Genomic DNA, 21,199 nt, shown 5'->3' with positions numbered 1-21,199 from the left:
TGCCTGGATTGAGGCTGCCCCGTCAGCGCAGCGTCCGTTCGCGCAGCGTCGGAATGTCGGCGCTCGATGCCGCGGCCGTCGTATCGAGCCTGATGCGCTTGAGCGGGATTGTGCCGACGGGGATGGATTGCTCGATGACGAGGTCGTCGCCCAGTTGCTCGAGCGTCCGGTCGAGGCTGGTCACGTCGCTGCACCAGATCTGTTCGGCGTCGCGGTCGCGTGACGGATCAGGGCCGGTGCCGTTCGCGTCGAACGCGACCGGGCGCATCTGGACGCGTTCGCCGCCGCTCAGCTCGACGCCATAGTCGGGGCGGCCCGTGCTTCTGAGGACAAGGCGTCCTTCGGTCGCCCAGGCGGTCGACATGCCTTCGGTCACTTCATAACCCAGGCCGCTCAGGCCCTGGAGGACGGCGGCGCGGCGGTGGGCGAGTGCCCTTTCGGCGCGGTGGGTGGTTATCGCGGCTTCGATCGTTGCGGTCCGTTCTTCGACCTGTTCGGTGGTGAGCGTGTCGGCGTCGATCGCGTCTTGGGCCATGTCCATGCCCGCCGCTTCGGCCTCGGCGAGTGCGAGGCGGAGTTGCGAGATCGCGCGCGCGCGTTGGCGTATGGCGGTCAGCGCGCGTCCGGTCTCCACCTCGAGCGCATCGAGGATGAGATCGCGTCTCGCCTTTGGAGCCTCGGCGGTCTCGGCGAGGCGGGCGTGCCAGTCGATCGTGTCGACGCGCGTGTCGGTTCGCGCGATCTCGGCGATCCGGGTCTCGATCCGTTCGATCGCGGGATCTTCGGGGCTGGCGGGCTGTGTCTTCAGCCAGTCCTGGAAGCTTTGGGCGGGCGCGTCGTCGCGCAGTCTTGCCGCAAGCCTGTGATCTGGGGATTGGGTCTCCCTGGCGGTGAGCAGCAGCAATGCCTGCGAGACGGCGGCCGGGTCGGCGTTCCGGAGGCCGTTTTCGAGTTCCGGGGCGAGCGGCGCGCCCGCGTTTCGGAGGCGGTTGAGGAGCGCCTGGGCCGCCTCGCGTTCACGGCGCTGTCGCGCTTTCGCCTGGGCTTCCCTTTTCGCGGCCTGTTCGAGCCGCCGCTGGAGGTCGTCGCGCAGGAACGCCGCCTCGACGGGGGCCTGTTTCTGGAGATCTGCGAAGCGGTCGGCGGCGATGAGGGCGGCCAGGGCGTCGCGGCGCGCGCGTGTCGCCGCGATGTCCGCGTCGTCGATCACGGCGTTCTTCCGCCCGATCCGGATCCAGTCGGCGATCGCGGCGTCGACGCGCGCCAGCTGGCCCTGGCAGATCCCGATCAGTTCCTCGCGCGTCACGATGCGCACGACCTTGGGACCGCTCATGACCGTTCCCCCATCGCTTTCGCGATGACGGCGCGGAGCCGCGCCTTCTCATGTTCGGGATCGTGGAACCAGCGATGCGAGGACACGCGGTGGATGACCGGGATCGAGCGCTTGAGGACGCCGGGCCGCCACATCTCCCTGGCGCGCGCGGTCTCCAGCAGGCCGTGGCGCGGTGCGTCACATTCGATGCCGATGCCGTAAAGCCCGGTGCGCGGATCCTCGATCGCGAAGTCGAGCCCGAAGGCGCCTTCGTCATTGACCGGGGCGGGCTCCCAGCCGAGCCTGCGGATCTCTCCGGCGACCGCCGCCTCGAGCCCGTCGCCCAGCCGGTCGTCGCGCCGGACGGTGCGGCGCTGCTCGGGCGTCAGGCGGGTCAGCAGCGCCTCGGCGGCGTCGAGCTCGCCCTCCGAGATGCAGCGCGCATATTCGAACCAGGCCTGCAGGAAGTCGCGCGGGGACGCCGCCTGGCGCCGTGTCGAGAGCATGTCCGAGATGAGCGGGATCGGCATCGAGGTGACCAGGATGATCTTGCGCCGGGCGCGGGTCACCGCGACATTGAGCCGCCGTTCGCCACCGGCCTGGCCGAGCACGCCGAAGGCGCGCCGGAAACTGCCCTGGGCATTGCGCCCGAAGGTCGAGGAGAACAGGATCACGTCGCGTTCGTCGCCCTGCACATTCTCGACATTCTTGACGAAGAAACCCATGTCCTCGCCGCCCTCGACCCGGTCGCGCTCGCGCATCAGCGCGTTCCGGAAGTCCGGATCGGCCTCGGCGCGCTCCTCGAGCACTTCCTCGATCAGGTCAGCCTGCTTGCGGTTGAAGGTCACCACCCCGATCGTCGACGGTGCCGCGCCGCCCTTGCTCCAGAGATCCTTCAGCACATCCGCGACGCGTTCGGCTTCCTTCGGGTTGGTCTGGTCCTCATAGACGCCGTCGACCCGGATCAGCTCGATCGGACGGACCCGCCTGATCTCGTCGGACGGGTGGCGCGCGGGCACGCTCAGCCGGTTCACATAGAAGGAGGCGTTCGAGAACTGGATCAGCTCGCGATAGGCCGAGCGGTAATGGATGCGCAGCGTCGTCGAAGGCAGCACGGTCTTGGCGAGCTGCAGCAGGTCGGGGCAATCCTTGATCTCGCGCCGGTTCCAGGTCTCGGCGAGCGCCTCGCGTTCCTCCTCGCCGAGCTCGTCGCCTCCCTCCTGCCCGTCATAGATCTCGGCCTCGTCGCTCTCGACCCGGCTCGCGAAGAAGGCGGTGGGCGGCATCTGCTTCTCGTCGCCGCTCACGATCATCGCGCGGCTGCGATACAGCGTCGGCAGCGCATATTCGATCGGCATCTGCGACGCCTCGTCGAAGATGACCGTGTCGAACAGCGCCTTGCGCAAGGGCAGGAGGCGACTCGCGACATCGGGGTTCACGAGCCAGACCGGCCGGAGCTGCATGAGGCCGAGATCGGCGCCCTGGTCGACGAACTCGCGCAGCCGCTTCGCGCGCACGCCGCGATAGCGGGTGATGTCCTCCCATTCGCGCAAAGGCCTGAGCCGGGTCATGTCGAGGCCGTCGACGAGCAGCCGGCTGTTGAGCTCGCGCATCTCGCGATCCGCCGCCGTCAGCGATGCCGCCTTCGCCTCGAGCTCCGCCGCCTCGAGCAACAGGTTCGGGTCGGCCGCCTCGAGCCTGGATTTCCAGGCAAGCCGCGCCTCGGTCGCGACGATCCGGCGGACGACGGGCTCGAGCTCGCCTCCGGGCAGCGCCTCGAGGGTGTCGCGCACGCGCGCCAGCTCGGCGAACACCGCCATCACGGTCTCGCCGAGCTGGGGAACGCGCGCACGGAAGCGCTGATAGGCAGCGATGGCGGGGGCGTCGCGCTCGAGCGGGGCGACACGTGCCTCGTTCGAAAGATCCTGCGCGATCATAGTCGCGGCCATGCCCGTCCAGTCCTCGCTCATCCATGGCGAGAGCCTGGCGAGCGCGGCGAGGCTCGCGGTGCGCGCCGCGTGGCGGGCCAGGCCCTGGTCGATTCCCTCGATCATGTCCCCGACCGCCTGGCTGCTGGCGGCGCGCGCCATCGCGAAGGCAGTGGCGGGGTCGGGATAGGCCTCGAGCCGGGCGACGAGCGCTTCGGTGGCGGCCAGCGCTCTGAGCGCGCCGCGCGCGGCTTCGGCCAGCGCCGGCGTCCTGAGCGGCGGCAGGTCGCCCGACGGTTCGCCGATATCGGCGATCGCGTCGATGAGCCGCGTGCGGACCGGGCGGAGATCCCGTTCGCGGTGAAGCGCCGCGCCAAAGGCTTCCGCGTCGAGGAGCCCTTCGCGCCGGAACAGCCGCTTGCGGCGGAGGCTTGCGAGCCAGCGCAGGGGCGACAGGCTCTGGAGGAAGGTCGGGCGGCGGAGCAGCCGGTCGGAGGTCCCGACCCATTCATCGAGCGCCTCGTCGTCGAAGGTCAGCGCGACCGCGATCGCGTCGTCGGGCGCGACATCGGCGGGGAGGCGCAGCAGGTCCTTCTCGATCCCGGCGAGATTGTCCTGGACCGGCGTCGTCGCGGGCGGACGCGTGGCGGCGCCCTTCAGGGTCTCGAGCCAGCGCGCGAGGCGGTCGCGCGACAGCTGGTCGAGGCCGCGCAGGGCCGCGCCGTGATCCTGCGACCATTGCCGATAGGGCGCGGGGTCCTCGATCGAGACCGCGTCGGGCGTGCGCTCCACCACCGACATGCGTTCGCGTTCGCTCGCGGCGAACCCGGCCACGTCTCCGGCGAAGGTTCCGAGCGCGCCCTCGTCGACGCCGAAGACCCGCGTGTCGGCCAGCGCGCTCCCCTCGTAGCGCGCCGGCAGCCAGAGTCGCGCGACCGGTGCGCAGGTCTCCTGCAGGACGGCGAGCCGGCCGGGATCGAAGCCGCCGAGCAATGCGCGCAGCGACGGCACCGACGGTGTCGCTCCCTCGTCCGCGAGGCCGATCAGGTCGCCCAGGATCAGGCGATAGCTGAGCCCGGTCTGCTCGTCGCTCCGGTGGAGCGCCCGATGCTGGCCGTCGAGCTCGCGCTCGAGCGCCTCGATCCGCGCCGCGGTCTGCCGGCGCTGCTGGCGCCAGCCGCCTGTCCCGAAGCCGCGCTGGTGAAGCTCCTCGAGCTGTTCGCGCACGCTCTGGATGACCGTCTGGCGATCCTTGTTCACGTCGTTGACCATGACGACGCGCTCGCCGAGCCCGGCCGCGTCGAGCCGCTTGCGGACCACGTCGAGCGCCGCCTGTTTCTGGCAGACGACGAGCAGGCTGCGGCCGGTGCCGATCGCGTCGGCGACCATGTTGACGATGGTCTGGCTCTTGCCGGTGCCCGGCGGTCCCTCGACGAGCAGTCCGCGTCCACCCCGGGCCTCGAGCACAGCGGCTTCCTGCGAGGGATCGCTGTCCGCCGTGAAATAGCGCTCTTCCTCGGGGACATCGGCCGGATCGCTTCGCTCGACATCCTCGCCGGTGCGCAGCGCGGTCTCGAGGCTTGTTCCGGCAGGCGGCATCGCCTTCAACTGGCGGAGGTCCTCCATCACCGCCTGGCCGAGGAAGCCGAGATGGAACAAGGCCGCCGAGCAGACGATCCGGTCGTCGCCGGCCTTGATCTTCAGGTCCCTGGAGGGGAGAGGCGCGAGTTCGCGCCCGTCGACCGCTGCGAGCTCGCGGAACGCGTCGACGACCTCGGCGGCGTTGACCGACGCGCGCGCCAGCATCTGGTTCGCCTTGTCCTGCCATGCGTGCGCCGCATCGATGCCCAGCAGTGTCTCGAAGGCGGGGTTCAGCCGCACTTCCTCGCGGTCGCGGTCGAAGGCGAGCGTCACCCGGCCGCGCGAGCCGGTCTCGGGGACGAGCCGGATCGGCCAGAGCAGCACCGGCGCGATACGCGGCCTGGTGGTCGCACGGGCTTCCTGCATGGTGAGGAAGGGGAATCCCAGGAACAGTCCGTTGATGCCGGTGTCGCGGCGGTAGAGCGTCGCATGCGAATGGAGCGTGCGCAGGCGGCGCTCGAGCCTCGGATCCGCCGCGAGCGGCGCCGGGTCGATCTCGACGCTCTGCTCGTTCCTGAGCAGCAGATGATCGAGCAGGGCCCTGGCCGGGCGCCTCGGGCTGTCGAGCTCGACGAGATCGATCCGCGAACTGGTCTTGCCGATCACCATGCGGGTGAGCGGACCGCGCATGATCGACCCGGTGATGCGACGCGCGAAGAAGTCGAGGAGCGTCGCCACATAGGTCTGGCGGGGCGGCTGGCGCCAGCTCTCCGGCGGAACGCCGAGCAGCGCGAGTGCGCGCGCGACCGGCAGGCGGCGCTCGAGCCGGAACTGGTCCGCCCATTCGTCGACACGGTCGAGCCCGCAGCGCGCGAACCCTTCGAGCCTGGCCTCGATCTCCGCATGGAGCTCGCGCCTCGGCCGGCCGAGCCATGCGAGCGCCGCGTCGCGGTCGAAATGCTCGACCCCCGCGCGTCGCGCCGCCTGTTCGGCCTCCCCGACGATCGCGTCGGCCGAGCGGAACTGCGAAGCGGCCGCGCCCAGGAGGAGGATGAGATCCTCGTCCTCGGTGATCTTGCGCTCGATGATCGCGAGGAGCCCGGGATGGTCGGTATCGGGCAGGATGTGGCGCTGCTCCTCCCAGATGCCCGCCAGCCGGCTTCTGGAGGTCGAGAGCGCGAAGACGCGCAGCTTCGTCTCGTCGAGCTCGACCTCGAGCTGGCGCGCCCGGTCGCGCACCCGCGTCTCGCGGCGCTTCAGGCGCGAGAGCCAGACCTCGCTGTCGTCTCGCTCGAGCCGGTCGGGGACGGGGCCGGTGATGAGCGCATAGCCTTCGTCCGGGTGATCGATCAGCCAGCCCGGCGTGACGATCTCGCCGCGCACCACGAGCGGCATGGCGGGGTTGAGCGCCTTGAGCGCGAGCGCCAGGCGCATGTCCTCGGATGCGTCCTCGAGCGCGGCGATCGCGCGGATCTCGGCGCGGAGGTCCGCATGGAGCCCGGCTTCCTCGATCCAGGTCGCGAGGTCGCCGCGCAGCAGCAATTGCCTCGCCTCGTCCCAATGTTCCGCTTCCGCGGCGGCGAGCGCGAACTGCGCGGCGCCGACATGCCGCCGGCCGCCAAGCGCGATCGCGCGTTTCGCACGGTCGTCGCCGGGCGCGCCAAGCCGCGGCGGGGCCTGGGGAATGTCTCCGTCGAGCCAGCGCCGGACCTCGGTCCAGCCCCAGCGGGCGCGGCGGTCATGGGCGAGCAGGCCGCGCAGCAGCGCGTCGATCTCGGGCGCGAGGCCATCGGGGATCGGCGCGCCGTTGGTCAGCACGTTGATGAGATAGGCCTGGTCGTCCGCGCCCGCGAAACAGGCGCCGCGGGTCACCTGCTCGAGGATGAGCATGCCGAGGCCCCACCAGTCGCTCGCGGCGGCGACGCCGCCGGCGACCGCCTCGGGCGCGGTGTAGCGCGTGATCTCGAGCGGCGAGACGATGTCGAGGTCATAGTCGGACAGCCGCGCCGAGCCGAAGCCGGTCACCACCAGGTCGAGCGGATCGCGCGCGCGCACCATGATCGCGCCGGGCCTCAGGTCGCGGTGCCGGAGCCCGCTCTCCGCGATCGCCGCCAGCGCGGCGCCGACTTCGGCGAGGATGCGCGACAGCGTCGGCAGGTCATCGGCAAGGAGTCCGAGATCGGCGAGGGTGCCGCCCCTCAGATCCTCGGTGACTTCATAGGCGCGCTCGCCATGGCGACCTGTCTCGAGGATCTCGGGCACATGGTCGCGGTCGAGCGTGCGCAGCACCTCATGGACCTCGGGGTCCGGCTCGCTGCCCTGCGCGTACAGGGTGAGGACCGCCTCGCGGCCGTCCGAGGCACGCGCCGCCTCATAGCGTTCGCGGACATGGCTGGTGGTGGGCAGCCGCCTGAGCAGCCGCCAGTCGCCGATCATGGTCTTGGAAGCGGATGCAGGTGCGGACTGGAGCGGCCGCGCGGGCGTTCCGGTGGCATCGCCGGCGGCGGGCGGCGGCGGTGCGGAAGTGGCGGCTTCGGCCTCGACGATGTCGGCCCCGCAGGTCGCGCAGATAAGGTCGCCGGGTTCGGCCGGGTGGCCGTTCGCGCAAGCCGGCGTGGCGGCGGGCGAGGGGGGCGGCGGCGCTGCGGCGTCCGGCCGCCAGCCCGGGGCGCGGATCGGCACGCCGGAGAGCGGCCAGTCGCATTGCCTGCCGTCGATCTCGCCTTCGCAGAAGATCTCGCCGACCGAGCGCTCGGTCGCGCAATTGGGGCAGAAGCGCATCATGCGGGCATCGCTCCGAGGCTGTCCGAGGTGACCGCTGCATGGCCGGCCGAAGCGAGCAGGCGCCTCAAGCGCGCGAGGTCGCCGCGCGCCGGAATGCCCGCGATCCACGCGTCGCCGGCCTCGTCGAACATCACGTCGAGCCTGTGGTCGCGCGCGTCGCGTGTCCGCTCGAAGCCGGCCAGCGCCGCGCCGCGTTCGGTGAGGATATGGAGTTCCTGGTTGTCGCTGCCCCTGAGCGCGAGCGTCTGGGGCAGGTCGGAGCGGAAGGGGCCGGTCATGAGCGCGTCGATCAGGCCGGGGTTGGCGGCGAGCCAGTCGGAGAGTTCGGCATGGTCATGGCCGGTGAAGACGAGGATCGCGCTGTCGCTAACGTCCCTCCAGCCCTGGAGCAGGCGGGCAAGCGCGTCCGGCTGGTCGAAGGGCTCGCCGCCCGAGACGGTGAGCCCGTCGGCCTGGTCGGCGAATGCCGCAAGCGCGCCGATCAGCTCCTCGACCGGAATGTGCGTCTCGCCTTGATGCCAGGTGTCGACGGAGATGCAGCCGGGGCAGCGGATCGAGCATCCCTGCAGCCACAGCCCGACCCGGCGGCCCGGCCCCAGCGTGGTCACCGGAAAATGGAGGCGGGAAAGCGCGACGCGCATCAAGCGTCCCCGAGATCCAGGCTGGTGACGAGGCCTGCATCGATCCGGCGGATGACGGCCGGGCCGGCTCCCTCGCGTTCGAACAGCGCGCGCGCCAGCGGATTGATCAGATGCGCCTCGATCTTGTTGCGGATGCCGCGGCCGCCATTGGACAGGTCGTCGGTGCAGAGTCTCCTGAGCTCGGCGTTGGCTTCCGGCGACAGCGAGACCTCATGTCCCGAGGCCTTCGCGTCGTCGAGGACCGAGGCCGTCATCGCGTCGAAGATCCTGGCGGCGACATCGTCGCGGATGAAGTCGAAGACGATGATGTTCTCGCCGAACCGGTTGAGGATCTCGGGCCGGTTGAGGACGAGCTTGAAATGCGCCTCGATCTCGGCCCGGACGCGCGCGCGGACCTCCTCGAAGGGCTGGTCGGGCGTCACATTGGCGCGCCGGACGCCGTCGGGCCCGGTCGAATAGATGCCGAGATTGGAGGTGAAGATGATCAGCGCTTCGGAGAAATAGACCCGGTCGCCGCGCCCCGAGGTGAGCACGCCATCGTCGAGGATCTGGAGGAACTTGTCGAGGATGCGCGGATGCGCCTTCTCGATCTCGTCGAAGAGCACCACGCTGAAAGGCTTCTCGCGCACCGCGTTGGTGAGCTCACCGCCCATGTCGTAGCCGACATAGCCGGGCGGCGCGCCGATCAGCCGCTGGTCGGCATGTTCGGCGCTGAACTCGGACATGTCGAAGCGGATATAGGCGCTCTCGTCGCCGAAGAGCAGCTCGGTGACGGTCTTGGCGAGCTCGGTCTTGCCGACGCCGGTCGGCCCGGCGAGGAAGGCGATGCCCCTCGGCCGGCCGCCCCGGCGGCCGCCGCCGATGCCGGTGGCCGCGCGCTTCACGATGTCGAGCATATGGACGACCGCATGGTCCTGCCCCATCACGCGGCGGCCGATCGTGCCGGCGCCTTCAGCGATCGTGCGGTGCTCGATCTTGCGCCAGGCGTCCTCGGTGACCCCGACCTTGTAGCGGCGCACGGCCTCGCCGACGTCGCCGATCTGGACCCCTTCGGTGCGCGCGAGCTGCGCGACCGCGTTGAGGTCGACGAGGAGCATGCCCTCGGTCGCGTCGACAAGGTCGTCACAGGCGTCCTCGGCGGCTTGAGCCGATGCATCGCGCCCGCCAGGCATGCCGCGCACGAGCGATGGGGCGACCGCGCGCCGGACCGCCCGGTCGGGTGCGGCGATGGGGATATGGCGCAGGCGGGGATTGTCGATGATGAGCCAGTCGGGAAGGTCGCCTTCCTTCTCGACGATCCAGATGATGGTGTTGAAGCGCGGCGCACGGTCGGGGCCGACGGGACGGGCCTGTGCGATCTGGCTCACCACCAGCGCACGGGTGAAGAGCTGCTGCTCGGCGGGCGCGAGCGCGTCGGCGCGAATGATGAGCCGAGAGGCGAAGTCGATGACGAGCGCCACCGGCGGACCGTCGAGCGCCGCGAGTCGTTCGATGACCGCGCCCAGCAGGTCCGGGCCGGCCGCCGCGCGGCCATTGGCCGGGGTCAGCCCGAGCCGCGTCAGCACCGCGTCCGGATCGGCGTTCGCGCCGCCGGGGACCGGCAGTATGGCGAAGCCGCCCACCGGTTCGTAGCGGACGATGTCGGCATAGCCGGCGTCCGCCAGCGTGCCCGCGAGCACATCGGCGAGCGGGGCGGCCGCGACGATGTCGCCGATCGCGCGGACCTGGAGGTCGCGCACATTGCCCGTCAGCACGAACTGGCTCTTCAATGGCAGGAAACGCGTCAGGTCGCGCACCCAGCGCGGCCTCAGATCCTCACCCGTCACGTGTCATACCCCCGATGCCGGCCGCGCGCCGGCCTGAACGGCGAGACTAGCCGGATAGGCAGACCGGTCAATGCGGGGCGGGAGCGTTTCCGACGGTCGGCCTGCCCGATCGGCCGGGCCGCGAAACCGCGCGTTCAGCCCGTCGCTCTCGACGCCTGGCGCTCATAGGCGTCGGCGAGCTTGTGGTAGAATGTCGAGGCGGTGCTGTCCGCCTGCGCCCTGGCGCGTGCGCGCTCCTCCTCGGCGCGGCGCCTGAAATAGGATCGGTCGAGATGATTCATGATCGGCCTCCTCGATGTCACGCACGGCCATGCTGACTTTGTTTCGGACGCGAGTCGAGTCCGGGAATGGCGCCTTGCGGCCGGACTGACGGGACACATCGATCAGTGTGTGGAGGAGGGCCGCGCGGGGGCGCGGCGGACGGTGCGCGGGGCAATGGGCGCGCACTGGCGGCGTTGCCGCCAGAGGTCGCGCGTCGTTTGTGGCCCGCGCCTGCGCACTTGGGCTCCCGCCCGAGCGTCGCGGCGGCGGCTGGCCCCCAGGCCCGGGCGCACGCCGCCGCGCCGGGGCTTCGCCAAGGGCGCGGTTTTTTTTTGAGGTGGGCGCGCCTGGCGGCGCGCGGGCAGGGACCGGGTATCCGAGAGTTGGGGTGGATCCATGAAATGATGCCGGCGGTTCGGCGCCGGCATCATCCCTGTCATCGGATCAGAACTTGACGCCCAGGCCGACCATGCCCTGGTGGCGGCTGAAGTCCGCCTCATAGTTCGAATAGCGATATTCGACCTTGCCGTAGATCTTGTCGGAGATGCCGAGCTGATAGCCGGCGCCGACGCGGAAGCCGTCGAGATTGTCGCCCGACTTGGTCCGGGTGGTCCCGCTGCGATAGCTCGCGAGCACCCGGGCATTGGTATAGCCGGTCAGCAGATAGAGGCTGCTCTTCTCGGTCAGGCGATAGCCGGCACGGGCGATGACGCTCAGGTCGCGGCCGGCGCCGATGCAGGTGCGGTCGCCGGCGACCGCGACGTTCCTGACGCATTCGCGCGTCGTGCTGTCGTCATATCCCGCCTCGAAGCCCAGGAAGGACTTGTCGCCGACATTGCCGTCATAGCCGATCGCGAAGCCATAGGCGACGCCATCCGAGGATTCGCCCGCCGCGCTGACATTGTCATAGCCGGTGCGCAGTTCCGCGCGCAGGCCTTCGGCATGGGCCGCGGGCGCAGCAGCGAGGGCCGCCAGGACGGCGGTGGCGATGATCATCGATTTCATTGGAAGTCCTTGTTCTTACATGTCTTACAGCCGGGCGTCCCAGTCACCCGGTGCCGCGCCTCTAGGCGGGACGTTTCGTTCGCGCCACGATTATCGGCCGAAAATCTGTAATAAAGTTGCTCTATATTGTAATAATGCAACAGTTATGTGACGATTCACGTATCTGTCGTTCGTCTCGAACCGCCGTGATCGCTGGCCTGTCGATGGAAAGACGATCGCCGGACCGATTTCCGCAGCTGGGACGGCAAAGAAAATTCGCCGTGGCGCGAGATCCGCGGGCAACGGGAAGAGCGGTATCGCCTTGCCGCATCGGCGGCCGCATGCGCTATGGTGCGTCGGATCGCCTCGCCGCGGGCCCTGAAATGGCGAGAGGCTGATGGGAGATATTGTGGTCGATCGAAGCCGGAGAGTGGTGGCGAATCGTGCGGGAGCGATGATGCGCTGCGCCGTTATCGGCCTGTGCCTGGCGCTGGCCGCCTGCGCATCGGTGCCGGAACGCGTGGCCGGGGACGCGCGCCCGCTCCGGCTGGCGAGCTGGAACCTCGAATTCCTCGCCGAGCGCGACGGGGAGGGCTGCGCGCCGCGCGTCGCCGCCGACTATGTGGCGATGCGGCGGATCGCCGATGGCCTCGATGCCGATGTGATCGCGTTCCAGGAAGCCGAGAACGAGGTCGCGGCGGCGCGCGTGTTCGATCCGGCCCGCTATGTGATCGTCATGGAGACACGGGCCGGCGCGCCGAGGGGAAGCTGCGGCGGGCGCCATCCCGACAAGACGCTGATCCGCCAGGCGGTCGGGTTCGCGGTGCGCAAGGACCTGGCGTTCGAGCGCCATCCCGACCTGGCGGCGTTGAGCCTGGGCGATCCGCAGTTGCGCTCGGGTGTCGACATCACCGTGCGGCCGCGTGGCGCCGCGCCGATCCGGTTGCTCGGGCTCCATCTCAAGTCGGGCTGCTTCTCCGGCAGCGATGCCAGGGCCTGTCCGGTCCTGTTGCGGCAGGTGCCCGCGCTCGAGGCCTGGATCGACACGGCGGCGAAGGGTCCGGTGCGGTTCGCGGTGCTGGGCGACTGGAACCGCCGCCTGGCGCTCGCCGGCGACAGCGTGTGGCGCGAGATCGACGACGCCGAGCCCGCCAATGCCGATCTCCGGCTGGCGGATGACGGCGTCCCGCCGGGCTGTGATCCGCGCTATGACAGCTTCATCGACCATATCGTGCTCGACCGGCGGGCGGGTGCCGCCATGACCGGCTTTGCCGAAACGCGTTATGCGGCCGGCGAGAAGCATTATTCCGACCATTGTCCGGTAAGCGTCACGCTCGCCGGCTAGCGGGGGCCGGGTCACGCCGAATATCCTCCAGAACCGATCGACCCGGACTCGACATCCGGCCAACCGCTGTGCAGCGTCTCATGCAGGGGAGAATGTTCATGCGTATGATGCCGACGATCGCTCTCGAGGGCTTACTGGGGGTGGCCGGTGCCGCCGAGGCAAGGACATGGCCCAGCGCGGGTGGCTGGGATATCGGCGAAACCGACGACAGTTGCGGCATGATGATGCGTTATGAGGGCAAGGGCGCGACCGAACTTACCTTGTTTAGGCGTCTCGACGGAAGCGTCGAGATGATGGTGACCAATTCGGGATGGTCGACGGTGAAAGGCGAGGCCTACAAACTCAGCTATCACCTCAACGGAACCGCTTTTTCCGGTGAATCTTTCGGTATCGGCGACAAATATGACGTGAGGAAAGGCTTCGGCGCCTCCTTCAAGGCGGATTTCCTCCTGGATTTCCGCAAATCGACCTATCTCCATATCTACCGGGACGAGACGCTGGTCGATCAGTTGTCGCTGGCGGGAAGCGCCGCCGGCCTCGCGGTCCTCGAGCGGTGCCTGGCGCATGTTCGCGGCCTCCGCCTGGCCGAGCAGCGCGAGAAGCAGCGATGGGAGCATATCCCCGACGATCCTTTCAGTGGACCGAAGGGATCGAAGGCCTCGTCCGCGAAGGGCGATCCGGCGCGCTGGATCACCAATGACGACTATCCGGTCGCCGCGATCCGGGCGCGTGCCGAAGGGGTTTCGAGCATCGCCTGGACGATCGACGTGGACGGCCGGGCGATCGACTGCAAGGTCGTGCGATCGAGCGGAAATGCCGATCTCGACGCCGCGGCCTGCGCGGCGCTGACCAGGCGAGCCCGCTATTCGCCGGCGCTCGACGAGGCTGGAGATCCGGTCCGCTCCACGGGCCAGCGCGATGTCGGATGGAAGTTGCCCGAGGATTGAGCCCGCGCTTGTCCCGGACAGGGGCGAGGCCGTCCTTATTGCGCTTCAGGCGGATGCGAAACCGGTGCTAGGGGCTTGCGCATGAAGATCCGCGAGAAGGTCATGGCGTTCATCGCCCGTCTCTCACCCGAGCCCGTCTGCGACGACTGCGTCTCCGGGAAGCTTGGATTCACGCGCCAGCAGGTGGCCAGCCGCGCGAGCGAACTTGCGGGCCAGTCGGGATTCGAGCGCCGGATCGACCAGTGCACGCTGTGTGGCGCCGAGAAGAAGGTCACGCGCAGGGTCTGACCGGCGCCTCGCGCTCGCGCGCGACCGCGCTCTACGCCGTCTCGGTACGGCTTCGCCTCCTCGCCGCCGCCGGGCCGCCGCTGCGCCGCGTCCCGGCCTGACGGTGACGATCGCTGACGCGTAGATGGTCGCCGCCCGGTGGGCGGCGGCGTTTCTTGTTCGGCCTTCCCGGGTGCGCGGGTGCGGGCGGGGCTCGCTCCTGGACCCGCCGCGTGCGCCCGCAAGCCCTCGCAGGCTCGGCCTGCTCCGCTTCCGCTCCGCCCCTTGCGGGTGCGCTCGCCCGCTCCTGCGGGTCCTTCCGTTCGCCCTTGCCGCCCACCCCCGCTTCCCGGGGGCGGCCTTGCGAGGAGGGGAGCGGTGGAGACACGCAATGCCCAATGCCAAGCCCGGCCCGGACCCCGACAGCCGCGCCAATCTCTATGACATGGTGACCGCGCGCATCGTCGCCGAGATGGAGGCGGGGCGCTTCCCATGGGTCCGGCCATGGGGCGTCACCGAAGCCCCCGCGCCAGGCATGCCGCGCAACGCGCTCACCGGCAGGCCCTATTCGGGGATCAATGTGCTGATCCTGTGGCACGCGGTCATCGATGCGGGCTTTGCCAGCCAGAGCTGGCTCACCTTCCGGCAGGCGCAGGGTGCGGGGGGATGCGTGCGCAAGGGCGAGCGCGGCACGACGGTTGTCTATGCCGATCGCTTCACGCCCAGGGGGGAGGCCGAGCGCGCCGCCGAGGCGGGCGGCGATGTCCGCGTCGTGCCTTTCCTCAAGCGCTTCACCGTCTTCAACGTCGCGCAGTGCGACGGTCTGCGCGACGGGCTTGCGGGCGATCCGCCGCCGCTGCCCGAACGCGAGATCGTCCCCGCCGCCGAGGCGCTCATCGACGCGAGCGGCGCGGATTTCCGCGTCGGGGGCGACCGCGCCTTCTATGTGCCGTCGCAGGATTTCATCCGGGTGCCGCACCAGACGGCCTTTTACGATCAGGTCAATTATTACCGGACCTGTCTCCATGAGCTGACCCACTGGACCGGCCATGAGAGCCGGTTGGCGCGGGATTTCTCAGGCGCGTTCGCGAGCGAGGCCTATGCGCGCGAGGAACTCGCCGCCGAGCTGGGATCGGCCTTTCTCTGCGCGGCGCTCGGCATCGTGCCGACCGTGCGCCATGCCGATTATCTGGCGGGCTGGCTCGACCTGCTGCGCGGCGACAATCGCGCGATCTTCCGGGCCGCCAGCGCCGCCAGCAAGGCCGCCGACTGGCTGCTCGCCCTGCGCGACCGCGCCTCGGGTCAGGCGCTGGAGGTGGCGGCATGATCCTCATCCCCCATGAGCTCGATTTCGCGCTGCGCGCCAATGCCGTCGCCGGGCTGGCAAGCGCCGAGCGCGACCTGCGCTTCGACCCCGTGCCGGTCGTCAAGCTGTTCAATCCGGTCGGGGCCGCGACATGGCTCGCGACCGAGCTCGACGTGGACGGCGATACGCTGTTCGGCCTTGCCGATCTGGGCTTTGGCTGTCCCGAACTCGGCTATTTCAGCCTGTCCGAAATCGCATCCTTGCGACTGCCTTTCGGACTCCGCATCGAGCGCGACCTCCACTTCTCGACAGCGCATCCGCTGTCGCGCTGGGCCGACCATGCGCGCCGCGCCGGATCGATCATCGAGGCCCAGCGCATCCTCGCGGCCCTGCCGCCCGACGAGCTTCCGCCGCCGGACCCCGCATCCGGCGGCGGCTGACGCGGGCGGCCGTTCGCCGTCCATCGCGCCGCCCCGGCCATGGGCCGGGGCGGCATTCAAGAGGAGAAGACCCATGAGACTGGAATTCATCGACCATGACCGGCTGGCCCCCGCCAGCGTCAATATGCGTTTCGCGAAAAAGGCTCCCGACATCGCGGACATCCTTCCGACTATCCGCGCGCGCGGCATCCTCGTGCCGCTCATCGTGCGCGCAGCGGCTTCGGGCGACCGGTTCGAGATCGTCGCCGGGCTGAGGCGCTGGACCGCCAACACCGTCGCGCGCGCCGAGGGGATCGATCATGGCCCCGTGCCGTGCGCGATCGTCGAGGCGGGCGATGATGCGGGCGCCGTCGAGGCGTCGCTCATCGAGAATGTCGCGCGCCGCGACCCCGACGAGGTCAGCCAGTGGGACTGTTTCGTGCGGCTGGTGAAGGAGGGCCGCGACCCGGAAGCGATCGGCCTCACCTTCGGCCTGCCCGAGGCGGGCGTCCGCCGCATCCTCGCGCTCGGCAATCTCATGCCGCGCCTCCGCGCGCTTTACCGGAAAGGCGAGATCGACCGGGTCGGCATCCGTCACCTGACCATGGCGTCCAAGGCGCAGCAGCGCGCATGGCTGGCGCTCTTCGACGATCCGCAGGCCCATGCGCCCATCGGCATGCAGCTGAAGGCGTGGCTGTTCGGCGGACAGTCGATCAAGGCCGCGCACGCGCTGTTCCCGCTCGACGCCTATCCGGGCGCGATCGTCTCCGACCTGTTCGGCGAGGATCGCTATTTCGCGGACCCCGATGCCTTCTGGGTCGCGCAGAACGCCGCTGTCGAGGCGCGCGCCCAGGCCTATCGCGAGGCGGGATGGTCCGAGGTCGTGATCGTGCCGCCGACGACATATTTCCAGAGCTGGGATCATGAGAAGACGCCGAAGCGCAAGGGCGGGCGCGTCTATGTCGAGGTGCGGTCGAGCGGCGAGATCATCTTCCATGAGGGCTATCTCAGCCGCCGCGAAGCGCGCGCCGCGTCGCGGGGCGATGGCGGCGACTCCGCCGTGAAACCCGCGCGGCCCGAGGCGAGCGGGCCGCTCAACACCTATATCGACCTGCACCGCCATGCCGCCGTCCGCGCCGCGCTCACCAGCCATCCCGGCGTCGCGCTGCGGCTGATGGTCGCGCACGCGATCGCGGGTTCGACGCTCTGGCGCGTCGAACCCGAGCAGCAGGCGACGCGCAACGACGCCATCCGGGACAGCGTCGCGGCGTCGTACGGGGAGGCGATGTTCCATGAGCGCCGCCGCGCGGTGCTCGACCTGCTCGGGTTCGATCCCGAGCGCGTCGCTCTGGTCCGCCGGTTCGGCGATGGCGACGAACTGCCCGGGATCTTCCAGCGCCTGCTCGCGCTTCCCGACGCCGCATTGCTTGACGTCGTCGCGATCGTCATGGGCGAGAGCCTAGCCGCCGGGAGCATGGGCGTCGAGGCGGCGGGCGCCGCGATCGACGTGCGCATGGCCGACTGGTGGGGGGCGGACGATGCGCTGCTCGACCTGATCCGCGATCGCGCGGTCTGCGAGGCGCTTGTCGCCGATGTCGCGGGCGATGTCGTCGCGCGCGCCAATCAGGGCGCGAAGGGCGCGACGCTCAAGCGCATCATTCGCGACCATCTCGACGGCAAGGACGGGCGCGCGCAGCTGGTCGGCTGGGTGCCGCGCTGGCTGGCCTTCCCGCCCACGGCCTATACGGGCCGGGGCGGGGTGGGGAGCGTCTCCGCCTTTCGGCGCATGGTCCAGAAACTGCCGCCCGCGCCCGATGGGGATGCGCCGCCCGAGCAACTCGCGGCCTGAGGCTGATGCCCGCCGGGCTGCGGATCGGCGGTCGTCGTTCGTCATGACAGGGAGAAACGGCCGCGCGCCGCCGCCCTTTTGCGGGCGGCGGCGCGCGGTTGCCCATGTTCGGGACGATGTTCGAAACGAGGAGCCGCCATGACCCTGTCATCGTCCGCCGACCGGCTGGAACGCGCCGAGGCCCGCCGCGCCCGGATATGCGAACTGCATGAAGGCGGCGCCAGCTTCAACGAGATCGCGGCGCAGCTCGGCATCACCGCGACGACCGCGCGCCGCCTCCATCACCGCGCCCGCGAGGTCGCGCAGGAGCGCGCCATCGGCCTGTCGCCGCGCGCCAGGCGGATCGTCGAGGAATGCGGCCATGACGCCGCCTCGCTCCGGCGGCAGCTCATGCGCGGCGCCGACGGCGTGACCCGGATCCTGCGCCGCCGGGCGGCCTGCGGACCACGGCAGGTCGCGGAGATCATCGCCTGGCTCGGCGAAGGCGGCTGATCCCGGCGATCGCGGGCTGGCAGGGTCGCATGGCCGTGACGCCCGGCATCGCGCGTGGAGCACCGCCCGGGCAAGGTCCATCCTCGTTTTGCCCGCGACCCGTCCGGGGAATCGAAGCGCCCTGGCTGGCGGCGGCGCGGCCCCCCGAAACCATCGGCGCCGGCTTATTTCCCCGCCCGCATGCGCGGGCTCCTCGCGGCCGCTTCGCTCTCAAATAAGCCGGCGTCTCCGGTCCTCCGCTGGCGCTGCGGCCGTGCCGGTTCGGGGCTCCGCCTGGGCCGCCGCCTCTTGCCGGCGCATCGCCCCGGATGGGCCGCGGGCGAGCTTCGAGGAGTAAAGACCATGCCTGCAATCGGATATGTCACCCGCACCGAAACCGGCTTCAAGGGCCAGCTCAAGACCATCTCCGTTCGCGCCGATATCGAGATCGTCGAGAACCGTTCCAAGGCCAACGATACCCAGCCCGACTACCGCGTGTTCTGCGGTTCCACCGAGGTCGGCGCGGGCTGGATCCGGACCGGCGAACGCTCGGGCAAGGAGTATGTCTCGCTGAGCCTGGCGGCGCCGGAGTTCGGGCAGCGCACCCTCTACGCCAATCTCGGCCGCGCCGCCGGCCAGGATGACGACGACGCGCTGGCGATCATCTGGAACCCGGCCGAGTGACGGCCGGCCCCCCGCGCCCGCCGGGCGCGGGGGGCCTTTCCCCATGAGCGATCTCGGAAGGCCCATCATGGCATCCACCGCTTCGAACCGGGCCGCGCGCCGGCCGACCCTCATCGAAATGGCCCGCGCCGCCGCCGCCGATCCGGGCGCGCGCGAGGCCGCGACCAGCGCTCTCGCGATATTCCACGGTCATTGTTCGCAGCCGATGCCGCGCATCCCGGGCTGCGATACCTGGCTGCGACTGGCGATCCGCATTCATCGCGGCATGAGTGCGGAACAGGCCGCCGCGCGAGAATATGCCTATCGCTGGCATCTCTTCCTTCGCGCCTGGCACAATCACGGCGAGAGTCGGTCGCGCAGCCGCTTCATCCATGGCGTCATGTGCTACTCGCCGCCGCACCTCCTTGGCCAATGATCTGGGCTCGATCGGGGGCGGCACCCGATCCGAGCCTCCCGGCGCGGTGATCGCGCCGCCAGCCTCGGTGCCGCGCGGGGCATTCCGCCCCGTCGCACAAACCGGAACGACCATCATGGACAGCGACGACGACATTACCCGCGCGAACCGCGCCAAGCGCGGCTCGCCCTTCCTCAATACCGATCAGGCCGCAGCTTATCTCAAGATATCGAGCCGGCTGCTGAAGCGCCTGCGTGTCGAGGGAAGGGGGCCCTTGTTCCGCCGCCATTGCCGCTTCGTCCAATATCATATCGATGATCTCGACAGCTGGAGCCGCGCCAACAGCGCCACGAGAGGGGCGCGATGACGCGCGGGCTGCTGGTCTTGGGCAACGCATTGCGCGCGCAGAAGGCGCGCCGTCGCCGGCTGGTCCGCATCGGGTGCGGCATGCTGTGCGGCATTGCCGCGCTCGGCGGGACGATCGCCTGGCCGCCCGCGCCGCGCCTCGTCTGGAATGCCAGCGCGAGCGCGCCCGTCGGACTGTATCTTGTCCGCCCCGGTGGCGCGATCGCGGTCGGCGACATGGTGCTCGCATGGCCGCCGGAGGGGATAAGGGCCATTGCCGCCGCGCGCGGCTATCTGCCGCTGAATGTGCCGCTGGTGAAGCGGGTCGCGGCGGGGCCCGGCGATACGATCTGCGCGGCCGGCCGCCGGATCCTGCTAGAAGGACGGGCGATTGCGATACGCCGCGCGCGGGATGCGCGCGGACGCGTCCTGCCGCGCTGGACCGGCTGCCGGACCCTGAGGGCGGGCGATCATCTCCTGCTCATGACCGGCCATCCCGGCTCGTTCGACGGGCGGTATTTCGGGGTGAGCCGGGCGGCGGATATCATCGGTCCGGCGCGGCTGCTGTGGCGGCGATGATGACCCTAGTGCTGGCGGGCACGCTCGCCGCCGCCGCGCCATGGCGCCCCCAAATCCTCGAGGCCTCGGCGCGCTGCGGGGTGCCGGTCGAATGGATCGCGCGCGTGATCCATGCCGAGAGCCGGGGCCGGACGCATCTGGGCGGGCGTCCGATCCGCAGCCCCAAGGGCGCGATGGGGCTGATGCAGCTGATGCCCGGCACCTGGGCGGAGATGCGGCGAGACTTGGGGCTCGGCGACGATCCCGACGCGCCGCGCGACAATATCCTGGCGGGCGCCTGCTATCTGCGCCGCATGTATGATCGCTTCGGTCATCCCGGCCTGTTCGCCGCCTATAATGCAGGGCCCGCGCGCTATGCCCGCGCGCTGAAGGGGCGGCTGCTCCCTGCCGAGACCATCGCCTATCTGCGTGTCGTCGCGGGTGATCCGGCGGCGGCCGCGCATGCTGGCCCGGCATCGCCGCCGGTGCTGTTCGCGCTGCGCCGAACGGACGCGCCGACAGCGGCGGGCGAGGTGTCGCGCGCGCCTGTCGATCCCCTCTTCGCGATCCGGGCCGATGCGCGCTGAGGCGTTTACGACGGGCTTCGGTGGGGGAGGGGCTCGCTGGACAAGTCCCAGCGTGACGGGCGGCGGCGCGGCTCTCAAGGCCCATGGGTACCCCCCAATTTGCTTCGCAAATCGGTTCCCCCCATGGCCGCTTCGCGGCGCCTCCGCTTGCGCTCCGGCGGCCCTGACAGCCACCCCGCCGCCCGTCTCCGGACTGATGTTCCCAGGCAGGGAACGCTCAGGATGGAGGCTCTCATGACTGTCGAAACGCATATCGCCGCACGCTCTTCGGGCATTGTCGCGGCACTGGTCCATGGTCTCGAAACCGAGTTCGGACGCGGCGCGGGCGAGGCGCTGGCGCGGCGTTTCCTGGACGCCGAGGAGGTGGATTTCTGCTGGGATGCGCGCGTGCGGGAGCGCTGGCTCGGCGCGTTCGAGGGCGCGGAACTGGACGGGATTGAGCTCGACCGGGTCGCGGTGCTGGGCGTGCTCGATCGCCGCTGGTTCGTCGCCGGCATTATCGTCGATGGCGAGGGACAGGCGCAGGGCATGATCGCGCGGCGGGCATTTGGCGGGCGGCGCGCGGCCGAACGGGCATTCGCTAATGCGCGCTGAGGCGGCTTTTTCTGACTGGGGAGCGCGGTGCCGGATCGGTGCCGCGCTTCCTGGGCTCTGGGGGCGGGGTCGGACAGGGGAGACGGGCGGGAGGGGGCGGGAAGGAAGGGACAACA

The 21,199-nt window shown here is 70.2% G+C and carries 19 protein-coding genes; 13 read left to right on the top strand and 6 right to left on the bottom strand.

Features of this window, described 5'->3' with window-relative positions; all coding sequences use genetic code 11:
* Positions 1-22: 22 nt before the first annotated feature.
* The 6 genes from K7G82_RS13025 to K7G82_RS13000 form a co-directional block, all read right to left on the bottom strand.
* Positions 23-1,333, bottom strand: a complete 1,311-nt coding sequence (locus K7G82_RS13025) for a hypothetical protein (RefSeq protein ID WP_222990339.1) — start codon at positions 1,331-1,333, stop codon at positions 23-25.
* Complete coding sequence (locus K7G82_RS13020) at positions 1,330-7,605, bottom strand: AAA domain-containing protein (protein ID WP_222990338.1); 6,276 nt, start codon at positions 7,603-7,605, stop codon at positions 1,330-1,332. The genes K7G82_RS13025 and K7G82_RS13020 overlap by 4 nt, the downstream gene beginning before the upstream one ends.
* On the bottom strand, positions 7,602-8,246 hold the full coding sequence (locus tag K7G82_RS13015; protein WP_222990337.1) for a 4Fe-4S cluster-binding domain-containing protein: 645 nt from the start codon (positions 8,244-8,246) through the stop codon (positions 7,602-7,604). Before K7G82_RS13015 ends, K7G82_RS13020 begins: the two co-directional genes overlap by 4 nt.
* On the bottom strand, positions 8,246-10,072 hold the full coding sequence (locus tag K7G82_RS30205; RefSeq protein WP_222990336.1) for an AAA family ATPase: 1,827 nt from the start codon (positions 10,070-10,072) through the stop codon (positions 8,246-8,248). The genes K7G82_RS13015 and K7G82_RS30205 overlap by 1 nt, the downstream gene beginning before the upstream one ends.
* Before the next feature lie 134 nt (positions 10,073-10,206).
* Entirely contained in the window at positions 10,207-10,353 is a 147-nt protein-coding gene (locus K7G82_RS13005) for a hypothetical protein (RefSeq protein WP_222990335.1), read from the bottom strand.
* Positions 10,354-10,777: 424 nt separating this feature from the next.
* Positions 10,778-11,338: an outer membrane protein gene (locus K7G82_RS13000; RefSeq protein ID WP_222990334.1), complete on the bottom strand. Its 561-nt coding sequence runs from the start codon at positions 11,336-11,338 to the stop codon at positions 10,778-10,780.
* 436 nt (positions 11,339-11,774) lie between these two features.
* On the opposite strand from K7G82_RS13000, the gene K7G82_RS12995 reads away from it, so the two are divergent.
* From K7G82_RS12995 to K7G82_RS12935, 13 genes are all read left to right on the top strand, one after another.
* Positions 11,775-12,662, top strand: a complete 888-nt coding sequence (locus K7G82_RS12995; protein WP_222990333.1) for an exonuclease/endonuclease/phosphatase family protein — start codon at positions 11,775-11,777, stop codon at positions 12,660-12,662.
* Positions 12,663-12,760: 98 nt separating this feature from the next.
* Positions 12,761-13,609 carry a TonB family protein gene (locus K7G82_RS12990; RefSeq protein WP_222990332.1) on the top strand — a complete coding sequence of 283 codons (849 nt, stop codon included), beginning with the start codon at positions 12,761-12,763 and terminating at the stop codon, positions 13,607-13,609.
* An 81-nt stretch (positions 13,610-13,690) separates the two neighbouring features.
* Complete coding sequence (locus K7G82_RS12985) at positions 13,691-13,897, top strand: hypothetical protein (protein WP_222990331.1); 207 nt, start codon at positions 13,691-13,693, stop codon at positions 13,895-13,897.
* Between the two features lie 370 nt (positions 13,898-14,267).
* Positions 14,268-15,203 carry an ArdC family protein gene (locus tag K7G82_RS12980; protein ID WP_222990330.1) on the top strand — a complete coding sequence of 312 codons (936 nt, stop codon included), beginning with the start codon at positions 14,268-14,270 and terminating at the stop codon, positions 15,201-15,203.
* Positions 15,200-15,622, top strand: a complete 423-nt coding sequence (locus K7G82_RS12975) for a DUF2958 domain-containing protein (RefSeq protein ID WP_222990329.1) — start codon at positions 15,200-15,202, stop codon at positions 15,620-15,622. The genes K7G82_RS12980 and K7G82_RS12975 overlap by 4 nt, the downstream gene beginning before the upstream one ends.
* Positions 15,623-15,695: 73 nt before the next feature.
* Positions 15,696-17,450: a ParB/RepB/Spo0J family partition protein gene (locus K7G82_RS12970; RefSeq protein WP_222990328.1), complete on the top strand. Its 1,755-nt coding sequence runs from the start codon at positions 15,696-15,698 to the stop codon at positions 17,448-17,450.
* Positions 17,451-17,588: 138 nt separating this feature from the next.
* A complete protein-coding gene (locus K7G82_RS12965; protein ID WP_222990327.1) occupies positions 17,589-17,942 on the top strand; it encodes a helix-turn-helix domain-containing protein in 354 nt (117 codons plus the stop codon).
* A 342-nt stretch (positions 17,943-18,284) separates the two neighbouring features.
* Positions 18,285-18,605 carry a DUF736 domain-containing protein gene (locus K7G82_RS12960; RefSeq protein WP_222990326.1) on the top strand — a complete coding sequence of 107 codons (321 nt, stop codon included), beginning with the start codon at positions 18,285-18,287 and terminating at the stop codon, positions 18,603-18,605.
* Positions 18,606-18,672: 67 nt separating this feature from the next.
* Positions 18,673-19,020, top strand: a complete 348-nt coding sequence (locus K7G82_RS12955) for a hypothetical protein (RefSeq protein ID WP_222990325.1) — start codon at positions 18,673-18,675, stop codon at positions 19,018-19,020.
* Between the two features lie 115 nt (positions 19,021-19,135).
* Positions 19,136-19,366, top strand: coding sequence for a helix-turn-helix domain-containing protein (locus tag K7G82_RS12950; RefSeq protein WP_222990324.1), 231 nt, complete (start codon positions 19,136-19,138; stop codon positions 19,364-19,366).
* Positions 19,363-19,923: a S26 family signal peptidase gene (locus tag K7G82_RS12945; protein WP_222990323.1), complete on the top strand. Its 561-nt coding sequence runs from the start codon at positions 19,363-19,365 to the stop codon at positions 19,921-19,923. The genes K7G82_RS12950 and K7G82_RS12945 overlap by 4 nt, the downstream gene beginning before the upstream one ends.
* Entirely contained in the window at positions 19,923-20,489 is a 567-nt protein-coding gene (locus tag K7G82_RS12940; protein WP_246623526.1) for a lytic transglycosylase domain-containing protein, read from the top strand. The genes K7G82_RS12945 and K7G82_RS12940 overlap by 1 nt, the downstream gene beginning before the upstream one ends.
* Positions 20,490-20,723: 234 nt before the next feature.
* Complete coding sequence (locus tag K7G82_RS12935; RefSeq protein WP_246623525.1) at positions 20,724-21,083, top strand: hypothetical protein; 360 nt, start codon at positions 20,724-20,726, stop codon at positions 21,081-21,083.
* Positions 21,084-21,199: the final 116 nt, after the last annotated feature.

Origin of the sequence: Sphingomonas colocasiae (assembly GCF_019880585.1) — a bacterium.
Lineage (GTDB): Bacteria > Pseudomonadota > Alphaproteobacteria > Sphingomonadales > Sphingomonadaceae > Sphingobium_A > Sphingobium_A colocasiae.
Note: the sequence above shows the minus strand (reverse complement) of the source record. Positions and strands in the feature narration are given on the sequence as shown.

Bases quoted from the DNA above. Each gene is read 5' to 3' on its own strand.
- K7G82_RS13025 (WP_222990339.1), bottom strand. From the start codon at position 1,333: ATGAGCGGTCCCAAGGTCGTGCGCATCGTGACGCGCGAGGAACTGATC.
- K7G82_RS13020 (WP_222990338.1), bottom strand. From the start codon at position 7,605: ATGATGCGCTTCTGCCCCAATTGCGCGACCGAGCGCTCGGTCGGCGAG.
- K7G82_RS13015 (WP_222990337.1), bottom strand. From the start codon at position 8,246: ATGCGCGTCGCGCTTTCCCGCCTCCATTTTCCGGTGACCACGCTGGGG.
- K7G82_RS13005 (WP_222990335.1), bottom strand. From the start codon at position 10,353: ATGAATCATCTCGACCGATCCTATTTCAGGCGCCGCGCCGAGGAGGAG.
- K7G82_RS13000 (WP_222990334.1), bottom strand. From the start codon at position 11,338: ATGAAATCGATGATCATCGCCACCGCCGTCCTGGCGGCCCTCGCTGCT.
- K7G82_RS12995 (WP_222990333.1), top strand. From the start codon at position 11,775: ATGCGCTGCGCCGTTATCGGCCTGTGCCTGGCGCTGGCCGCCTGCGCA.
- K7G82_RS12990 (WP_222990332.1), top strand. From the start codon at position 12,761: ATGCGTATGATGCCGACGATCGCTCTCGAGGGCTTACTGGGGGTGGCC.
- K7G82_RS12985 (WP_222990331.1), top strand. From the start codon at position 13,691: ATGAAGATCCGCGAGAAGGTCATGGCGTTCATCGCCCGTCTCTCACCC.
- K7G82_RS12980 (WP_222990330.1), top strand. From the start codon at position 14,268: ATGCCCAATGCCAAGCCCGGCCCGGACCCCGACAGCCGCGCCAATCTC.
- K7G82_RS12975 (WP_222990329.1), top strand. From the start codon at position 15,200: ATGATCCTCATCCCCCATGAGCTCGATTTCGCGCTGCGCGCCAATGCC.
- K7G82_RS12970 (WP_222990328.1), top strand. From the start codon at position 15,696: ATGAGACTGGAATTCATCGACCATGACCGGCTGGCCCCCGCCAGCGTC.
- K7G82_RS12965 (WP_222990327.1), top strand. From the start codon at position 17,589: ATGACCCTGTCATCGTCCGCCGACCGGCTGGAACGCGCCGAGGCCCGC.
- K7G82_RS12960 (WP_222990326.1), top strand. From the start codon at position 18,285: ATGCCTGCAATCGGATATGTCACCCGCACCGAAACCGGCTTCAAGGGC.
- K7G82_RS12955 (WP_222990325.1), top strand. From the start codon at position 18,673: ATGGCATCCACCGCTTCGAACCGGGCCGCGCGCCGGCCGACCCTCATC.
- K7G82_RS12950 (WP_222990324.1), top strand. From the start codon at position 19,136: ATGGACAGCGACGACGACATTACCCGCGCGAACCGCGCCAAGCGCGGC.
- K7G82_RS12945 (WP_222990323.1), top strand. From the start codon at position 19,363: ATGACGCGCGGGCTGCTGGTCTTGGGCAACGCATTGCGCGCGCAGAAG.
- K7G82_RS12940 (WP_246623526.1), top strand. From the start codon at position 19,923: ATGACCCTAGTGCTGGCGGGCACGCTCGCCGCCGCCGCGCCATGGCGC.
- K7G82_RS12935 (WP_246623525.1), top strand. From the start codon at position 20,724: ATGACTGTCGAAACGCATATCGCCGCACGCTCTTCGGGCATTGTCGCG.